Source organism: Microcoleus sp. LAD1_D3 (assembly GCF_036702135.1).
In the GTDB taxonomy this organism is placed as follows: Bacteria; Cyanobacteriota; Cyanobacteriia; order Cyanobacteriales; family Microcoleaceae; genus Microcoleus.
Genome location: NZ_JAUBSB010000064.1, coordinates 15,936 through 32,517, shown reverse-complemented (window position 1 = coordinate 32,517; position 16,582 = coordinate 15,936). Strand labels below are relative to the sequence as shown.

Below are 16,582 nucleotides of genomic sequence, written 5' to 3'. Positions count from 1 at the left end.
GAAGGAACCGTCGCTGTTAAAAACTACCTTGCCAAAGTTGGGGGCCAAATCGAGTTTGGCAGTCAAGGGGTCGCCGTCGAAGTCGTCGTCATTGGCTAAGACTCCGGGGGCTGGCAGGTTGAATACCTTGTCGTGGGGAATTCTGTAACTGTCTGGTTGTGCCTCTGGCGGAAAGTTAGTGACATTGAGGTTCACCGGAATCGGGGCAGACAGCGATACCCCGTCGCTGACGATGTAAGTAAAGTTGTCAATGCCTGCAAAACCGGAATTGGGAGTATAGCTGAAGGAACCGTCGCTGTTAAAAACTACCTTGCCAAAGTTGGGGGCCAAATCGAGTTTGGCAGTCAAGGGGTCGCCGTTGGGATTGTCGTCATTGGCTAAGACTCCGGGGGCTGGCAGGTTGAATACCTTGTCGTGGGGAATGCTGTAACTGTCTGATTCTGCCCCTGGTTGCTGGTTGGTCAGGTTAATGACGAAAGTCTGGCTAGGCGAAGTATCGATACCGCCGTTAGCTATACCACCATTGTCTTTGAGGGTTAAATTAATAATAGCAGTGCCAATCACACCGGCCAGCGGTGTAAAAGTCAGTTGTCCCAAAGAGTCGATCGCAGGTAGTACGCTGAATAAAGCAGTATCGTCATTCCCTACTACCACTTCAAAACTAACAGTTTGTGCCGACTCGTTGGCGGGGCCTGGGGAAATGCCTGTTGCCCATCCAGCAAAGGTTTGCGGGCCTCCGTCGTGGCGGGCGATTAAGTCGCTCCCTTTCACAAAAGAGGGTACATCGTTGACAGGATTAACGGTAATTGTTGCTGTCTCGGATGCTGTACTGAAAGCTGCCAATCCCCCCATACTGCTGGCAGTCGAAATATCAGCCGTCCCACCGTTCGTCAGGATATTACTGCCAGAGTTAGTCGTCGTTCCATCCCATGCCTGATAAGTGATATTGGCAGTGCCGTTGTAGTCTGCATTGGGAACAAAGCGGATGCTGGCATTGCCTGCTAGCAGTCTCGCTGCTGTTGTTGACGGTGTGCCGAATGCGATCCAAGTCGAACCGCTATCAGTTGAATATTCCCAACTGCCATTAGTATTGTCTGTCGCTGTGACAGCAATTCCTTGAGTGTCGGCGGTGTCGGTATCTGTAACTGCACCTGCAATTAAAGCAGAAACTAAGGTGCCGCTGTTGCTGGCAGGAGGTACATCTTCGTTAATTGCTGTTAGTATCGGCGAACCACTGTTGTCGAGTACAGGTGCGTTGTTGGCTGCAAACGCTGCGAATCTGGTGGGAATGGCAAAATTGTTGTCGCTGACAAGAATGAGCGTTCGCTTCCCAGTTGCCGTTTGAGAAGGCCCAAATGTCATCCCTTCAAAATTGTCTACAAGCGCCACAGGGCCTAGACTGAGGAAATAAGCAGCAGTAGCGATCGGAGTTTTCGATACCGGTGTAATGCCAGCAACACCAGAAGCAATCAAGCCAGTATTGCTTTGAATGTCAGTCGCACCGTTTAAAGAAATTTGATAAAGCTTCAAATCGCCTGAAGCCGGCGGCCCGGGGTTGAAAAAACGTTCGAGAACCAGCAGCGTATTATCATCAACGGCCAGCATTTCTGAAATGCCGTTGCCTGGATCAGTGTTGTAAAGAAATTCTCCGTTTGCGGTGTTTGTGGCTAAGTTATATCTTAAAATGCGCGATCGCGTGCCAATGGTAGCCGTTGTACCTGAAGCAGGGCCGTCTTGTTCGAGAGCATTTTCTGTTGCTGTAAACAGAAAATTTGCACTGGGAGTAATGGTCAGACTTTCAAAACCTTGATTGTTGCGGATGCCGCTGCTAGTATCTGCTGATAGGTCGTATTTGGGAGAAGGAATAGTCAGTGCTAGGTTTTGAACTCCGGTTGCAATGTCGAATCTGTTGATAAAAGGCTGGGTATTTGTCGAAAAATTCCCTTCAGAAGAGACGAAGACATTGCCACCGATGAAGCCAATGCCCTCTGTATCCGATGTATCTGCGGCAAAGGGAGGCGGATTGCCAATCTGTGTCACCCCTGTAAAATTCACTTGTCCTGCTGCTGATGTCAAGGGACTCGAACTCACATTAGGTATAGTGAGGGTGTAAAAGCGAGACGGGCCAGGACTGCCATTAGGAATATTGCGGCCGTCGGAGATAGCGTAGTAAGTATTGTTGCCCGCGTAGGTAAGGCCAGACAATCCACCTACCTGGGTTCCTTCAAAATTTGTATTTGCCGGAAATCCTGCTTGTCCCAAAAATTGCAGGCCGAACACAAATTGATAGGCGGCCATCGTGGCTGGGTCGATCGCCAGCCCAGAGGACACCGCTCCTGTTGTATAATCTAATTCCCAATCTCCGCCCTTAGCAGAACTGCCGATCGGCGATCTAGAAGCAGCAATTTTTGCCTCGGTTAGCTGACTCAGTTGCTGCACAAAGTTAGCGCCCTTCTCCCCCGCCGCTACCTCGCACCCATAAAGCAAAATCTCTCCACTCTCTGCCAGCGATCGCGACCAACGCTGCAATTGCTTAGCATAAGTTTTTAAATTTGTCAAGTTTAGATCGATCGCGCCTAGCTGCAAACTCGCGGGGCGGCCGTGGGAGATGATATGAATGCTTTTGATATTGCTGCGACTCGCTAGTGCCTCAGTAATTTGTTCTACTCCATCCCGCACCCCATCCAGGGTAATAACTTCTGTCCCCAATTCGATGCTGTTGCGGAGAGTTTCGCCATCGGGAAGGGCCGAGTCGAGAAAGGCGATCGCGGTGGGGACTAAACTTATATAGTCTGGCATAATACACCTGAAGGTAGATGAAGGTACGGAAATTAAGGTGTACTTACGTTAGCAAATTTATATATGAAGTGTCATCGGTAAAATGTCAGCATCAAGGGTGAATAATAGTAATTTTTTGTGAAGCTGCAACGGATTCATCTTGTAGAGGCGAGTTAAGCAAGTAATTCATTTCAAAAACCGAGTATTCCAGTACAAAAATCGCCTTTTTAGGGTTCGATCGCCAAAAGTTCTTCAGCAACCAATCCTTTCTGAATTGCGAGTACAGCAGCTTGAGTGCGATCGCGCACTTCTAACTTTTGCAAAATTGCGTGTACGTGAACCCGCACAGTCCCCGGAGCAATGTACAATATTTGAGCAATTTCTTGATTGCTTTTGCCGCCCGCAACTAAAGCCAAGATTTCCTGTTCTCGCTTCGTCAGCGGATTTTCCAAAACTTCTGATTTTGACCCAAATTTCAAAGGTTCAGGATTAGCAAAAACCGCCCGAATTTCCGCAGTTGCAGCCTTATCCCACCACGAAGCACCCGCCGCTATCGATCGAATTGCCAAAACCAAAGTTTCCGCCGCAATTCCCTTGAGGCAATAGCCCTGAGCTCCCGCTGCAATTAATCTTTCAATTAAGGATTTTTGAGAATGAGATGTTAAAATTAAAACCGGAATTGCTGGATGTCGCTGTTTAATTTGGCGACACGCTTCAATACCGCCAATTCCCGGCAAACCGACATCGAGAACTACCACATCTGGTAAGTGTTCCTGAGTCAGTTCTACTGCTGTTTCGCCATCTTCTGCCTCGGCAATTACTTGCAAGCAACTTTCTTGCTGCAAGCGCGTTTGCAGCCCCAACCGAAACAGTTCGTCGTCTTCAACTAGGAGAATTCGCAAGGGATAAGCTGGTTTCATTTCTGTGGGATAGCAGGGAGTCGGAATCCAAATAAAGCACCGTGTGGCAATTTATTTTCTGCCCAAATTATACCGCCGTGAGCGTCAATGATTTGGCGAGATAAGTATAACCCCAATCCCGATCCTTTGGCTTGCCGATCGCCGTTGCCTTGATAAAAACGCTCAAACAAGTGGGGCAGTTCATCGGCGGTAATTCCCAAGCCACTATCGATAACTTTCACCACCTGATAACTCGAATAAGATTCCATGATTATTTCTACTTTGCCACCGCGAGGAGAATGGTTAATTCCGTTTGTTAACAAATTAGCAAAAACGCGCTGGAGTTGCACCGCATCGCCATTTACCCACAAAGAGCGACGGAAATCTGACTCTCCGTAACTCATACTAATGTAAACCCGGCGCGCCGCCGATAAATGGATGAGAGTTGCGATTACTTCTTCTGCCAAAGCTACTAAATTTACGGGCGCAAGTTGCAGTTTTAAACCTTCGGCATCGTTGCGGTAAACATCCAGCAGCGTTTCTACTAATTGTAGAGACATTTTGTGCGATCGCACCATTGTTTCCAGAACTTTTTGCTGACGGGCGGTGACATCCCCAAATTTTGCCTGCTGGAAAGCTTTAATAGTTTCGATCGCCCCCAGCATCGGCGTTTTTAAGTCGTGACTCAAAGTAGAGACAAAATCTTCTCGGATGCTTGCTAGCTGCTGCTGCGACTGCAACTCAGCTTTAGCGATCGCGATCGCCTCTTGGTACTGCTGGTTGCGATCGCTCAAATATCCCGTCACTCCCAAGGCCATGACTGCGATCAATCTATTTGCAACTGTCGCTAGGGCGATCGTTTCTCCAGGAGGAACAAACAAATTTAACAGCGTCAAAGCTGCCGCTACCAGGGTAATTTGTAACTTACCCAACCGACTCAAGCGCGAATTTGCCAATAAAATCGGCCCTGTGTAGAAATACCCAAACAGATACTCCGACGGCGTAGTAAATTCCAGCACTACAACGATCGCAAATAAAATTGCGATCGACCACCTCCCCCGCAAATACTTCTCTTGAACTGCCAGGTTGTCTGTGATTTTCAATAAGCTGTTTAACATCCTTTATCCATCCATTTTATATTTTATATTTACACTCTACTCTCTGCCTTATACCTGCGGTTTTTCTTCCCCAAAATTTGTCTCCTGTGACGCAAAAACAAGCGTTTAGATAATATCTATATCTGCAAGCATAGATACTGCTAAATATTTAAACATTTGTCAGTCCGTGAAAATATATAGCAGCTCAGCATAACGGGTAAACGGCAACTTATACCTGCGGGCTGATTATCAAAAATCCTAACCGCAAGTATATTGATTGTTAAAAGCAGATTGCACTTTTAAGGAAGTATTGGCTCAGTTATGCTTGAAGGATTAATTCAAATCGCATTAACGCTAATCATTGTAGTAGCGATCGCCCCTATTTTTGGTAATTACATTGCGCGGGTGTACATGGGAGAAAAAACAATCCTCGACCCCGCCATCAAACCTGTAGAACAACTGATCTATACCGCAGGCAACATCCGCTCTTCGGATTCGATGACAGGTTGGCAATATGCGCGATCGCTACTCTACAGCAATGCAGCAATGGGCATATTTGTTTTCCTAATTTTCATGCTTCAAGGAGTGCTGCCTTTAAATGCCACAGGCTTAAGTGCCCCAACCTGGGATACTGCGCTGCACACAACTATTTCATTCCTCACAAATACCGACCAACAGCATTACTCCGGCGAGACAACATTTACTTACTTATCCCAGTTAACTCTGGGTTTTTTAATGTTTACCTCAGCAGCTACAGGTTTAGCAGTAGGTATTGCTTTTATCCGGGGCTTAACAGGCCGCCCATTGGGCAACTTTTACATCGATTTAATTCAATCAATCACCAGGATTCTGCTACCCCTTTCTTTAATAATTGCCTTGCTTTTGCTAATTTCAGGAGTGCCGGAAACCCTAGCAGGTCCGGCAATTGCCCGCACATTAGAAGGCGGCACGCAAGTAATTGCTCGCGGCCCAGTAGCTCACTTTGAAAGCATCAAACAACTGGGAGAAAATGGCGGCGGATTTTTTGCCATTAACTCCGCTCACCCCTTTGAAAATCCCAACCCTTTTACTAATCTGTTGGAAACACTAGCAATGGTTTCCATTCCAGCAGCTATGATTCACACCTACGGCAGATTTGCCAACAACAAAAAGCAGGGATGGCTGATTTTTTGGATGGTGTTTGGCATCTACGTTATCTTGATTGGCATTGCAGCGTTTGGCGAGTACGGCGGCAACCCTCAAATCAATAATTTACTTGGTGGGCAGCAGCCAAATTTAGAAGGCAAAGAAGTGCGATTTGGCTGGGCAGAAACTGCACTTTGGGCAGTGACTACCACTGGGACAATGTGCGGGGCTGTCAACGGGATGCACGATTCTTTAATGCCTCCCGGTGGTTTTGCTACTCTGTTTAATTTATTTCTACAAATCGTTTGGGGCGGACAAGGAACGGGAACGGCTTACTTATTTATCTACTCAATTTTGAGCGTATTTCTCACCGGATTGATGGTGGGGAGAACGCCGGAATTTTTGGGACGCAAAATTGAAAAACGGGAAATCGTTTTAGCCAGCGTTGTCTTGCTAATTCACCCGATCGCAGTTTTAATCCCCGGTGCCATTTCTCTCGCCTTTACAGACAGTTTGAGCGGCATCAGCAACCCGGGATTTCACGGCATTTCTCAGGTGATGTACGAATACGCTTCGGCGGCGGCTAACAACGGTTCTGGTTTGGAAGGATTGGCAGACTCTCAACCTGCGCCGACAGGAATTTGGTGGAATTTAAGCACCTGTTTTAGTATGCTGTTGGGGCGCTACGTTCCAATTATTGCCCTGCTGCTTTTAGCTGACAGCATGACGAACAAACAACTGGTTCCTGAAACAACGGGTACTCTCAGAACAGATTCAGTTTTGTTCACCAGCGTAACCGCAGGAGTAATCATAATTCTGGGCGCGCTGACATTTTTCCCAGTTCTAGCTTTAGGGCCAATTGCCGAAGGATATGAAATTAGCAGCGGCAAATTTGAACCCACACCGATAACTGCACCCACAAAACCTTTAGCAACACCAACTCCTCCACCTCGGTAGCAAAAATTTCTCAACCTCACTCTTTTCTTTCTCTGTATTCTCTATGTTCTCTGTGGTTTATTAAAAATCCCCAATCGACATGACCTCTTCCCCTACTCCAGATTCCCCAAAAAAACCTGCTAGAGGCTCTCGCGAGTCTCGCAAGCACACGCCGAAAGCAAATACTAAAGGCCTTTATCAAAGAGCTTTTAAAGAAGCTTTTGTGAAGTTAAACCCGCGGGTGATGCTGAAAAATCCGGTGATGTTTGTGGTGTGGGTTGGCACAATTGTGACTGCATTATTAACGATCGACCCGACGCTGTTCGGCCCGGTTGCCGGCGAAAATCAGAGAGTTTTCAACGGTTTAGTCACGTTTATTTTGTTCTTCACTTTGGTATTTGCTAATTTTGCCGAAGCGGTAGCAGAAGGACGCGGCAAAGCGCAAGCAGATGCGCTGCGATCGACCAAAGCCGACACAACAGCCCGCAAACTCCTACCAGACGGTTCAATTCAAGAAGTTAGTTCGACATCCCTGAGACGCGGCGACCAAATTAAAGTGCTCGCAGGCGATGTCATTCCTTCCGACGGCGAAGTGATTGCAGGCGTCGCATCTGTAGACGAATCTGCGATCACCGGCGAATCCGCGCCAGTGCTCAAGGAACCGGGTTCGGACATCGCCAGTTCCGTTACCGGCGGGACGCGCATCCTTTCCGACGAATTGACGCTGCGGGTGATGGCCGACCCGGGTAAGGGGTTTTTGGATAGGATGATCGCGCTGGTGGAGGGCGCTGAAAGGTCGAAAACGCCCAACGAGATCGCGCTGACAGTGCTGCTGGCGGTGTTGACGCTGGTGTTTTTGATTGTGGTGTCAACGATTCCGCCCGTGGGAACTTACGTGAAAACTCCCGTGGGCGTGGTGACGCTGATTTCGCTGCTGGTGGCGCTAATTCCAACAACCATTGGGGGTTTGCTGAGCGCGATCGGCATTGCGGGGATGGATCGCGTTGCTCAGTTTAACGTGATAGCGACCTCTGGACGCGCCGTGGAGGCTTGCGGTGACGTGAATACGCTGATTTTGGACAAAACGGGGACGATCACGTTGGGTAATCGTTTAGCCGAGGAGTTTATTCCGGTCAACGGTCATTCACTGCAAGAAGTGGCGCAGGTAGCACTCACTGCGAGCGTGTTTGACGATACTCCAGAGGGAAAGTCGATCGTCCGTTTGGCTCAGAATTTGGGCGCACAGGTGGATTTCGATCGCCAAAACGCTCAAGGAGCCGAAGGAATTGATTTTTCGGCAAAAACCCGGATGTCTGGCACGGATTTGCCCAATGGTACGGAGGTTCGCAAGGGCGCGGTGGATGCGGTGAAGGGTTTTGTGCGATCGCGTGGCGGCAATTTCGGCCCCGATCTCGATGAAGCTTACGAGCGGGTTTCGCGCTTGGGAGGCACACCTTTAGGCGTTTGTCAAGGCGACGACACCTACGGCATTATCTATTTAAAAGATGTCATCAAACCGGGGATTCGCGATCGATTTGACCAACTGCGAAAAATGGGAATTCGCACCATTATGCTTACCGGAGACAACCGGATTACAGCATCAGTAATTGCCGATGAAGCAGGCGTTGACGACTTCATTGCCGAAGCAACTCCAGAGGACAAAATCGACGTAATTCGCAAGCAACAAGCAGAAGGCAAATTAGTAGCAATGACGGGAGACGGAACCAACGACGCACCCGCACTAGCGCAAGCAAACGTAGGACTCGCGATGAATTCGGGAACCCAAGCCGCGAAAGAAGCTGCAAACATGGTGGACTTAGATTCTGACCCCACCAAACTAATTGATTTAGTGACAATTGGCAAACAATTGCTGATTACTCGCGGCGCGCTGACCACATTTTCCCTAGCCAACGACATTGCCAAATATTTTGCAATTATTCCCGCAATATTTGCCCCGGTTGGCGCTTTAAATATCATGGGTTTAGCCAGCGGTCAGTCGGCGGTTTTGTCTGCATTAGTTTACAATGCTTTGATTATTCCCGCTTTGATTCCGCTAGCATTAACCGGGGTTAAATTTCGACCATTGAGTGCCAATCAACTGTTGCAGCGGAACATTTTAATCTACGGATTGGGCGGGGCAGTTGCGCCGTTTATTGCCATCAAAATTATTGATGTTTTGATTACTGCCGTTGGGTTAGCATAGAGGTTCGGCAGCGGATTGTGTAACCGCTTTAACAGATTTAAGGGATACAAAGGAGAGCGACAAGAGGAAGATTAATTACAAGATAGTTGCTGCAATTTATCAAGCCATTTAATGAAAAAATAGGAGTAATTATGAAACGGAACTATTTGCTGAATCATGTTTTGCCCAAGGATTTTCAAGAAACCGTTAAGTTAGCACAAATGCTTTGGCAGCGCCACCCAATCCCGGTGCAGCTATTTCTGGTAATGTGCTTTAACTTAATAATTGCCCCGGCTGTTTATGCGGCTGCGGACGAAGGTTTGACTAAAAAAGCTGCGTGGGGTTTAAGTCTTTTGGGTTTGGTGATTGTCGGACTCGCAGTTTATTTGTTTGTCGTGATTTTTCAGCCGGAAAGATTTTAGGTCAATTATGTAGTAATACGGTTCAGTTAAGCTCGATCTCCCTGGCGCCCCCTTAAAAAGGTGGGGAAAAGAACTTACTCCAAGTCCCCCTTAAGAAGGGGGATGCGAGGGGGATCTCCGAGGAATAAATAGTTTTAACCCAAGCTTATTGGGTTGTCATCAACAAACAATTAGTTAAGTGAGGTAATTTATGAGAGAATTAATTCGAGCAATTCGCGTGACTTTAGTTTTGTGGGGAATCACCGCAATTATTTATCCCTTGATCGTGCTAATAATCGGCCAAATTGCCTTCAATTCGCAGGCAAACGGCAGCTTAATTCGCCCACAGGGAGTTGTAGTCGGTTCATCGTTAATAGGTCAACCTTTCAGATCGGATAAATATTTTTGGAGCCGCCCCAGTACCACAAATTACAGCAGCTTTGCGACCGAAAATTACGATCCCACAAAGGGAGAAAATTTCAGTCAAAGAACAGGTGTTTCGGGAGCTAGCAACCTGGCTCCCAGCAACTCGGATTTGCTGAAGCGAGGTAATGAAAAAGATGGTTTCCAAGGGGTGCAAGTTGAATTAGACCGCCTCAACAAAGCTGGTATCAAACCGACTGCTGATTTAGTCTACACCTCTGGTTCTAGCCTCGATCCGCACATTAGCGTAGAGGCAGCTCGATCGCAAACTCAGCGGATAGCAACGGTGCGATCGCTCAATCTCAATCAAGTAGAAATGTTGGTATCCAAAAATACAGACGGCAGATTTCTCGGCATTTTCGGCGAACCGGGGGTTAACGTCCTCAAACTGAATCTGGCTCTCGATCGTTTACAATAGTTTACAACAGTCGCCAGTCATCGGTCATAAACTGACGCATGACTGGAGATTGACTAACTACCCACTACTCAGCTATGATTCACTCTAGCGAACTTACCAACAATCCAGACGCGGTTTACGCCCAACCGAACCGCACTTACGATCGTACGCCCCGCCGGGGAAAGCACAAAATATTTATCGGTATGGCCCCCGGTGTTGGCAAAACTTTCCGAATGCTGGAAGAAGGTCACAGGCTCAAATCTGAAGGTATTGATGTGGCCGTTGGACTATTAGAAACTCACGGACGGAAAGAGACAGCAGCTAAAGGGGAAGGACTCGAAATAGTACCCAGAAAACAAATGCTACGGGGCGAAAAAATTCTCACAGAAATGGATACTGAAGCTGTCATAGCACGCCGCCCCCAATTAGCATTAATAGACGAACTTGCTCATACAAATATTCCCGGTTCTCTCCTAGAAAAGCGATATCAAGACGTAGAAGAAATTCTGAATGCTGGGATTGATGTTTTCTCGACGCTAAACATTCAACACATAGAAAGTCTCAACGATTTAGTAGCTCGAATTACCGGAGTTGTAGTCCGAGAGCGAGTACCCGATCGCGTCCTCGAAGATGCTGACGAAATAGTCGTTGTCGATGTCACGCCGGAAACTTTAGAAGAAAGGTTGCTAGAAGGCAAAATTTATGCTCCCGAAAAAATTGAACAATCTTTAGAAAATTTTTTCCAGCGCCGTCATTTAATTGCTTTGCGAGAACTCGCCCTGCGAGAAGTAGCAGACAATGTTGAAGACGAGGCAGCAACTTTAAAAGGTCAACATTGCAACATTCACGAACGAGTATTAGTATGCCTCTCGACTTATCCGAACTCCTTGCAACTGCTGCGACGGGGTGGGAGAATTTCTAGCTACATGAATGCCCCATTTTACGCTCTTTTTGTCGATAATCCAGATCGATTTTTAACAAAAGCCGAAAGCTTGCACGTTGAAACCTGCCAGAAGCTTTGTCAAGAATTTAACGGGCAATTTCTGCGGGTGGAGAGTCCGAATATAGCAAAAGCAATTTCCGATGTAGCGAAACAGTATCGCATTACTCAAATTGTGATCGGCGAAAGCCAGCAATCCCGCTGGAAATTGCTACTGCGGGGTTCTTTGACTCAACAGTTAGTGCGATCGCTCAAACACGTAGATTTGCACATCATTGCTACCGAAAAAAGTCAGTAGTCAGTTGTTAGTTCTTAGTGGTCAGTAGTCAGTTGTTAGTTGTTAGTCATTTAGCATAACAACTGCAACTTTCGGAGGATAGGAGGCTCTAGCTGATGGTGGATGCGCCCGAAGCTCTTACCTGTCAAAATCGCACTTGGTAAACCTGATTAAAAGTGCGATCGCTATGGTGGATATTTACATTCTCGACTTGCTAGCTATTGGCATCCTCCTGCTGAGCGTCACCTTGGGTTCCGGATGGATTTCGCGATTGCCTGTATCTTATGCCTTAATTTATCTAGTTGTCGGTATCGGATTGGGACCCTACGGCTCCAAGCTGATTAACTTGCGTCCCGAAGCTCAATTTATAGAAAGACTTACAGAATTTGTAGTTATTGTTTCTCTGTTTAGTTGTGGCTTAAAAATGAACCGCCCGCTGCAATTTTGGGCTTGGAATTCCACAGCCCGGCTGATCGGTTTTTTAATGCCAATTTCTATTTTTGCGGTGGCAGCCGTGGGTCATTGGTGTGTGAAATTAGATTGGGGTCCAGCGATTTTACTGGGAGCAATTCTCGCTCCCACAGATCCAGTTTTAGCCTCAGAAGTTCAGTTGGCTAATCTAGACGATCGCGATGAATTGCGCTTTGGTTTAACATCAGAAGGCGGTTTAAACGATGCTTTAGCTTTTCCCTTTGTTTATTTCGGCATTTATGCGCTAAAAGATAACAATTGGCCGAACTGGTTTTCCCAGTGGGTAGCAGTTGACTTGATTTGGGCGATCGCAGCAGGTATCGTTATGGGTATTTTAGTAGCTAAAGCCGTCACCTGGATCGATCGCCGACTCCAACGCTATCAACCGGCCGATGAATTAATGGAAGATTTCATTGCTCTCAGCACAATTCTGATCACATATTCTCTTACAGAAGTAGTCAACGGCTACGGATTTCTCGCAGTTTTTGTAGCAGGAATTGTCGTGCAGCGGAGTTACCGAAAGCCAGAAAAGCCGCTTTCCCAACTGCACTTTACCGAGCGCATTGAAAAGTTAATGGAAGTAGGAACTATTTTACTATTAGGTTCGCTTTTGCGCCTAGAGCCTATGTTGGCTTATGGAGGATACTCCCTCTTAGTAGCAGGATTGTTAATTTTTTTAATCCGGCCTGTGGGAGCTTGGATTAGTACGATCGGCAGTCCTTTGCATCCCGCCAGCCGCTGGCTGTGCGGTTGGTTCGGCATTCGTGGCGTCGGTTCTATCTATTATCTTACCTATGCTTTCAGCCAGGGTTTGAAAGGCGAAACAGCCGAAAAAATTGCCTGGATTACCTTTACAACCATCGTACTTTCTGTGATTCTGCACGGCATTACTTCCACCCCGTTAATGAACTGGTACGAGCGCCGAATTAAACCTAAAGTACCGGATTTAATTTAATTAGGACTTACGAATCGGAGCCGAGAAACCGGGTTTTTTACGAAAATACTTTGTTATAGCCCCCCGATTAGGTAAAAAACCCGGTTTCTTTGGTTGGAGTGTGTAAGTCCTAACTAACTAATTTTCTCTGTATTCTAGGAGAAACTAGGCGAATCATAATTGCTGCAACTAGCAACACTGTCAAAGGTAAATATACGAGCATTGACTTGACAATCTTGGTAGTGAATTCAAAGGTAAAAGCCAGCCAGAAATAGTGCATTCCAGCGTTGTGCAGAATTCTCCAGGCTCGTTTACCTATCCATGCTGCCGATCGCTCAAAAGATGTTACAGTCATCGCAAAAAGGAAGACATAGCCTAAGATCCCCAGAGGGTCAAACTTAGGCGATGCTCCAGAGGTTGCAAACCACAAGCCGCTCCACGCGATCGCGTGATACGTATGCGACACTGCCATCGATACCCCCAAATAGCGGCGATTTTTTAAGAGCCACTGTGTAAATGTAGTTGGCCAAAGCCTGCGAAGTGCAGAAGCAACAAAAGCACTGAGAAATAAGATACACGAAGTACGAGCAGTTGCTCGAATCGCCATCCGCATCCCTTGTTCATCAACACCGTGAATCAGCCAGATAACAGCAAGCATAATGCCAACTATCAGGGCAGACAAACCAACGATGCTCCATCCTTCAAAAGCAAATTTAGTACCTTTCATCCTTGGTTACTTCTTAAAAGAAATTGTCGGTAGGTACTAAATTTAGCGATCGCACTTTGCGGCTGTCTTGCCCAATCTTCCCAAAAATGTCCTAATCTTCCCAACCTTCAAAGCGCATCTCTATATGCCTTTGGCGTAGTGTTGGCGTATTGGCGAAAAACTCTGGTGAAATGACTTTGATTTTGAAAGCCGACTTGGTGACAGATTTCTACAAGTGTTAACTCCCGGCGCTGGAGCAACTGCTTTGCTCTCTCTATTCGGCATTTCATCACATATTGATGAGGTGTAACTTTTGTAGATTGCTTGAATAAACTAGCAAAATAATGCGGACTTATCTGCACGGCACTACTGAGTTTTTCCAAACTTAAATTCTGGTCTAAATGTTCGTCAATGTAATTGAATACTTGCCTGAGCTGATACTTGCACAATCCGCCCGTATAGTTTTTAATCTCCTTTTGAAAGGAACAGTAGCGCCTCAGCAAATGCACAGAAAGCGCTGTTGCCATTGACTCTGCATAGAGGCGGCTGTCTGCACCTCCGGCTGCTAGTTCTTCCTTCAAAGCTAGCCCCATATGCTGAATTAATGGGTCGCGTAGCTGCAATTGTGGCACTAACTCAATGCGATCGGCATCCACAGATTCAAAAGCAGCGCGGGCAAGCATTGCAGGTTCGAGAAATAACTCAATTAATGGAACTTCGCGATCGACTAATGTTCTAGGAAAAGTTTGAGTAGCAGGAATAATAGCAATATCACCATTGGCATAATCTACGTGCTGCCAACTTCCATTAAACATAAAACTAGCCCGAAAATCATTCTGAGCAATCATGATAAAGTGCTGACCTAAATCACTTTCCGGCATTTCGTCAGCAGGTTCTAGCTCGTAGATGAGATTCAAACCATCCCATCCCGCTTCAAAGCTAGAAAGGAGGTGCAAGTGTGGCGCAGGTTCGTTATTAGACACGGCTAGTATCGACTTTGATTGACTGTTTCCAATTTTAAAAGGACACGGAACTGCCGTGTCCTGATCCGCAGCTAAACTGGTTTCACCCCAACTAATAAAGCGAGTTCCCGCCACTTCCAATAACAGTCTGCATCGATAAAACCAATTTCTCTAAACCAGCGCAGTTGCGTTTCGACATCAAGCAATTTATTAGAGGGATCGTCTGGTCGATCGCCCATACCGACCGCCTCTAGAAATTTCTGATGCAAAGCCTCTGTTGCGGACGCTACGTGCTCGAAATTGCAAAAAATGCCTCCGGGTTCCAAAAGCTCGAAAATTTCGGTGTAAAGGGAACGTTTGCGATCGTCTTCTACGTGGTGAATTGCCAAACTAGAAACAACTGCATCAAACTTGCCCAAATCCGGCAGCAAGTCGTCGAAATTGTGCTCGATTACTGTAACATTTTTGTCATCAGCAAAACGAGTTCTAACTTTTTCCAACATTGTAGGTGAAAAATCGATCGCCACACATTCAACATTCGGGCGATCGCACTTTAGCAAACCCAACAAACGTCCGTCTCCCGTACCCACATCTAGAATTCGCTTGACCGTTTTCGGCACTTCCCCCAAAAGTACCGCTTCACCTTCAGTGCGTTGAGGAACGCTATCAGCCTTAGCAAGATACGACAAAGCGTGTTCCGCAGAAGTCCAAAGATTGACTTGACTCATTATTTTTTAATCCTCATAAATTTCGCCGTTTTTATGCCTAAAAATCCAACCACGAGCGCTAGATTTCGCCATTAAGTAGGGTGTGCAATTCGCAACTTACTACTATGAGTCAGCTTTTACCCCAACTAATAAAGCGAGTTCCCGCCACTTCCAATAACAGTCTGCATCTGTAAAACCAATTTCTCTAAACCAGTGCAGTTGCGTTTCCACATCGAGCAATTTATTAGACGGATCGTCGGGCTCGTTGCTAATACCCAGCGCCTCTCGAAATTTCCGGTGTAAAGCGGGAGTGGCTGACGCTACGTGTTCCAAGTTGCAAAAAATGCCTCCGGGTTCCAAAAGCTCGAAAATCTCGGCGTAAAGCGAACGTTTGCGATCGTCTATTACGTGATGAATCGCAAAACTAGAAACAACCGCATCAAACTTGCCTAAATCCCGCAGCGATTCATCCAAATTGTGCTCGATTACCGTGACATTGGGGTCATCCGCAAAGCGAATTCTGGCTTTTTCCAGCATTGTCGGCGAAAAGTCGATCGCCACACATTCAACATTTGGTCGATCGCACTTAAGCAGACCCAGCAACCGCCCGTCTCCCGTGCCCACATCCAGAATTCGCTTAACATTTTTCGGCACTTCCTCCAACAAAACCGCTTCACCTTCAGTGCGGTGAGGAATTCCATCAGCTTTAGCAAGATACCACAAAGCGTGTTCCGCCGAAGTCCAAAGATTGACTTGACTCATAATTTTTCAACTCTCATAAACCTCGCCATTTTTGCGAGTAAAAATCCAACTATTCCCGTTAGCTTTCGCAATTAGATCGTCATCGGGATATTCGGCACTATCTCCCGGAGTGCGATCGCCAATTTCCAGATAAACAACTTCTGCATTGCTGCGGTTGACTAAATGATGCCCATCTGCATCCCCCGCCGGAAAACCCCCCGCCATACCCGGTTTTAGCACTTGCTCTCCCGAATTTGTAATCAGAGTAACTTCCCCTTCCAGAACATAGATTAACTCATCTTGCCGGGTGTGCCAATGCCTGAGAGAAGAACAACTTCCCGGCGCAAGTCTCACCAAATTTACCCCAAAATTCTGCAATCCGGCAGCATCGCCCAATCGTTTTTTAACTCTCCCCGCAACAGCAGATTTGAATTGCTGAGGGTACTTGGAACCTGTAATTTCCGGGACATTTTCAGGATCGATAATCATAGGGCAGCCATAAATAAAATAGGAACATCTTCCCCACATGACCTATCAATTTTAGATGGTAAACCAAGTAGGCTAATCCCAATTTGCCACCCGCTGAAATTAATAAAATAATTGTCG

At 46.7% G+C, this 16,582-nt stretch carries 14 protein-coding genes; 6 read left to right on the top strand and 8 right to left on the bottom strand.

The window, feature by feature from the left end:
• From QUA74_RS25080 to QUA74_RS25070, 3 genes are all read right to left on the bottom strand, one after another.
• Window positions 1–2,799: esterase-like activity of phytase family protein (locus QUA74_RS25080; protein ID WP_333334502.1), on the bottom strand; the 2,799-nt coding region annotated here is incomplete at its 3' end.
• A 206-nt stretch (window positions 2,800–3,005) separates the two neighbouring features.
• Window positions 3,006–3,698 carry a response regulator transcription factor gene (locus tag QUA74_RS25075; RefSeq protein ID WP_333334500.1) on the bottom strand — a complete coding sequence of 231 codons (693 nt, stop codon included), beginning with the start codon at window positions 3,696–3,698 and terminating at the stop codon, window positions 3,006–3,008.
• Entirely contained in the window at window positions 3,695–4,795 is a 1,101-nt protein-coding gene (locus tag QUA74_RS25070; RefSeq protein ID WP_333334498.1) for a HAMP domain-containing sensor histidine kinase, read from the bottom strand. Before QUA74_RS25070 ends, QUA74_RS25075 begins: the two co-directional genes overlap by 4 nt.
• A 300-nt stretch (window positions 4,796–5,095) precedes the next feature.
• Between QUA74_RS25070 and kdpA the strand changes: the two genes are divergently transcribed.
• From kdpA to QUA74_RS25040, 6 genes are all read left to right on the top strand, one after another.
• Window positions 5,096–6,856 carry a potassium-transporting ATPase subunit KdpA gene (gene kdpA / locus QUA74_RS25065; protein WP_333334496.1) on the top strand — a complete coding sequence of 587 codons (1,761 nt, stop codon included), beginning with the start codon at window positions 5,096–5,098 and terminating at the stop codon, window positions 6,854–6,856.
• A gap of 79 nt (window positions 6,857–6,935) precedes the next feature.
• Window positions 6,936–9,038 carry a potassium-transporting ATPase subunit KdpB gene (kdpB, locus tag QUA74_RS25060; RefSeq protein WP_333334495.1) on the top strand — a complete coding sequence of 701 codons (2,103 nt, stop codon included), beginning with the start codon at window positions 6,936–6,938 and terminating at the stop codon, window positions 9,036–9,038.
• Between the two features lie 131 nt (window positions 9,039–9,169).
• Window positions 9,170–9,439 carry a K(+)-transporting ATPase subunit F gene (gene kdpF / locus QUA74_RS25055; protein WP_333334494.1) on the top strand — a complete coding sequence of 90 codons (270 nt, stop codon included), beginning with the start codon at window positions 9,170–9,172 and terminating at the stop codon, window positions 9,437–9,439.
• Window positions 9,440–9,629: 190 nt separating this feature from the next.
• Window positions 9,630–10,259, top strand: a complete 630-nt coding sequence (kdpC, locus tag QUA74_RS25050) for a K(+)-transporting ATPase subunit C (protein ID WP_333334493.1) — start codon at window positions 9,630–9,632, stop codon at window positions 10,257–10,259.
• 74 nt (window positions 10,260–10,333) lie between these two features.
• Window positions 10,334–11,476 carry a sensor histidine kinase KdpD gene (locus QUA74_RS25045; protein WP_333334492.1) on the top strand — a complete coding sequence of 381 codons (1,143 nt, stop codon included), beginning with the start codon at window positions 10,334–10,336 and terminating at the stop codon, window positions 11,474–11,476.
• A gap of 136 nt (window positions 11,477–11,612) precedes the next feature.
• Window positions 11,613–12,881 carry a sodium:proton antiporter gene (locus tag QUA74_RS25040; protein ID WP_333334491.1) on the top strand — a complete coding sequence of 423 codons (1,269 nt, stop codon included), beginning with the start codon at window positions 11,613–11,615 and terminating at the stop codon, window positions 12,879–12,881.
• 109 nt (window positions 12,882–12,990) lie between these two features.
• Here QUA74_RS25040 and QUA74_RS25035 read toward each other — a convergent pair whose 3' ends face one another.
• The 5 genes from QUA74_RS25035 to QUA74_RS25015 all read right to left on the bottom strand — a co-directional run bounded on the left by QUA74_RS25035 (window position 12,991) and on the right by QUA74_RS25015 (window position 16,465).
• The gene (locus QUA74_RS25035; RefSeq protein WP_333334490.1) at window positions 12,991–13,587 is read right to left on the bottom strand and encodes a ferric reductase-like transmembrane domain-containing protein; all 597 of its coding nucleotides are present in this window, start codon (window positions 13,585–13,587) and stop codon (window positions 12,991–12,993) included.
• A gap of 107 nt (window positions 13,588–13,694) precedes the next feature.
• Entirely contained in the window at window positions 13,695–14,549 is an 855-nt protein-coding gene (locus QUA74_RS25030; protein WP_333334489.1) for an AraC family transcriptional regulator, read from the bottom strand.
• A gap of 71 nt (window positions 14,550–14,620) precedes the next feature.
• Complete coding sequence (locus QUA74_RS25025) at window positions 14,621–15,256, bottom strand: class I SAM-dependent methyltransferase (RefSeq protein WP_333334488.1); 636 nt, start codon at window positions 15,254–15,256, stop codon at window positions 14,621–14,623.
• Between the two features lie 102 nt (window positions 15,257–15,358).
• Window positions 15,359–15,997: a class I SAM-dependent methyltransferase gene (locus tag QUA74_RS25020; RefSeq protein WP_333334487.1), complete on the bottom strand. Its 639-nt coding sequence runs from the start codon at window positions 15,995–15,997 to the stop codon at window positions 15,359–15,361.
• 6 nt (window positions 15,998–16,003) lie between these two features.
• Window positions 16,004–16,465: a cupin domain-containing protein gene (locus QUA74_RS25015; RefSeq protein ID WP_333334486.1), complete on the bottom strand. Its 462-nt coding sequence runs from the start codon at window positions 16,463–16,465 to the stop codon at window positions 16,004–16,006.
• Between the last annotated feature and the right edge of the window lie 117 nt (window positions 16,466–16,582).

Excerpts from the sequence above, each read along its gene's own strand:
- QUA74_RS25020 (WP_333334487.1), bottom strand. The coding sequence starts at position 15,997 with ATGAGTCAAGTCAATCTTTGGACTTCGGCGGAACACGCTTTGTGGTAT.
- QUA74_RS25015 (WP_333334486.1), bottom strand. The coding sequence starts at position 16,465 with ATGATTATCGATCCTGAAAATGTCCCGGAAATTACAGGTTCCAAGTAC.
- QUA74_RS25070 (WP_333334498.1), bottom strand. The coding sequence starts at position 4,795 with ATGTTAAACAGCTTATTGAAAATCACAGACAACCTGGCAGTTCAAGAG.
- kdpF (WP_333334494.1), top strand. The coding sequence starts at position 9,170 with ATGAAACGGAACTATTTGCTGAATCATGTTTTGCCCAAGGATTTTCAA.
- QUA74_RS25035 (WP_333334490.1), bottom strand. The coding sequence starts at position 13,587 with ATGAAAGGTACTAAATTTGCTTTTGAAGGATGGAGCATCGTTGGTTTG.
- kdpC (WP_333334493.1), top strand. The coding sequence starts at position 9,630 with ATGAGAGAATTAATTCGAGCAATTCGCGTGACTTTAGTTTTGTGGGGA.
- QUA74_RS25075 (WP_333334500.1), bottom strand. The coding sequence starts at position 3,698 with ATGAAACCAGCTTATCCCTTGCGAATTCTCCTAGTTGAAGACGACGAA.
- kdpB (WP_333334495.1), top strand. The coding sequence starts at position 6,936 with ATGACCTCTTCCCCTACTCCAGATTCCCCAAAAAAACCTGCTAGAGGC.
- QUA74_RS25025 (WP_333334488.1), bottom strand. The coding sequence starts at position 15,256 with ATGAGTCAAGTCAATCTTTGGACTTCTGCGGAACACGCTTTGTCGTAT.
- QUA74_RS25045 (WP_333334492.1), top strand. The coding sequence starts at position 10,334 with ATGATTCACTCTAGCGAACTTACCAACAATCCAGACGCGGTTTACGCC.
- kdpA (WP_333334496.1), top strand. The coding sequence starts at position 5,096 with ATGCTTGAAGGATTAATTCAAATCGCATTAACGCTAATCATTGTAGTA.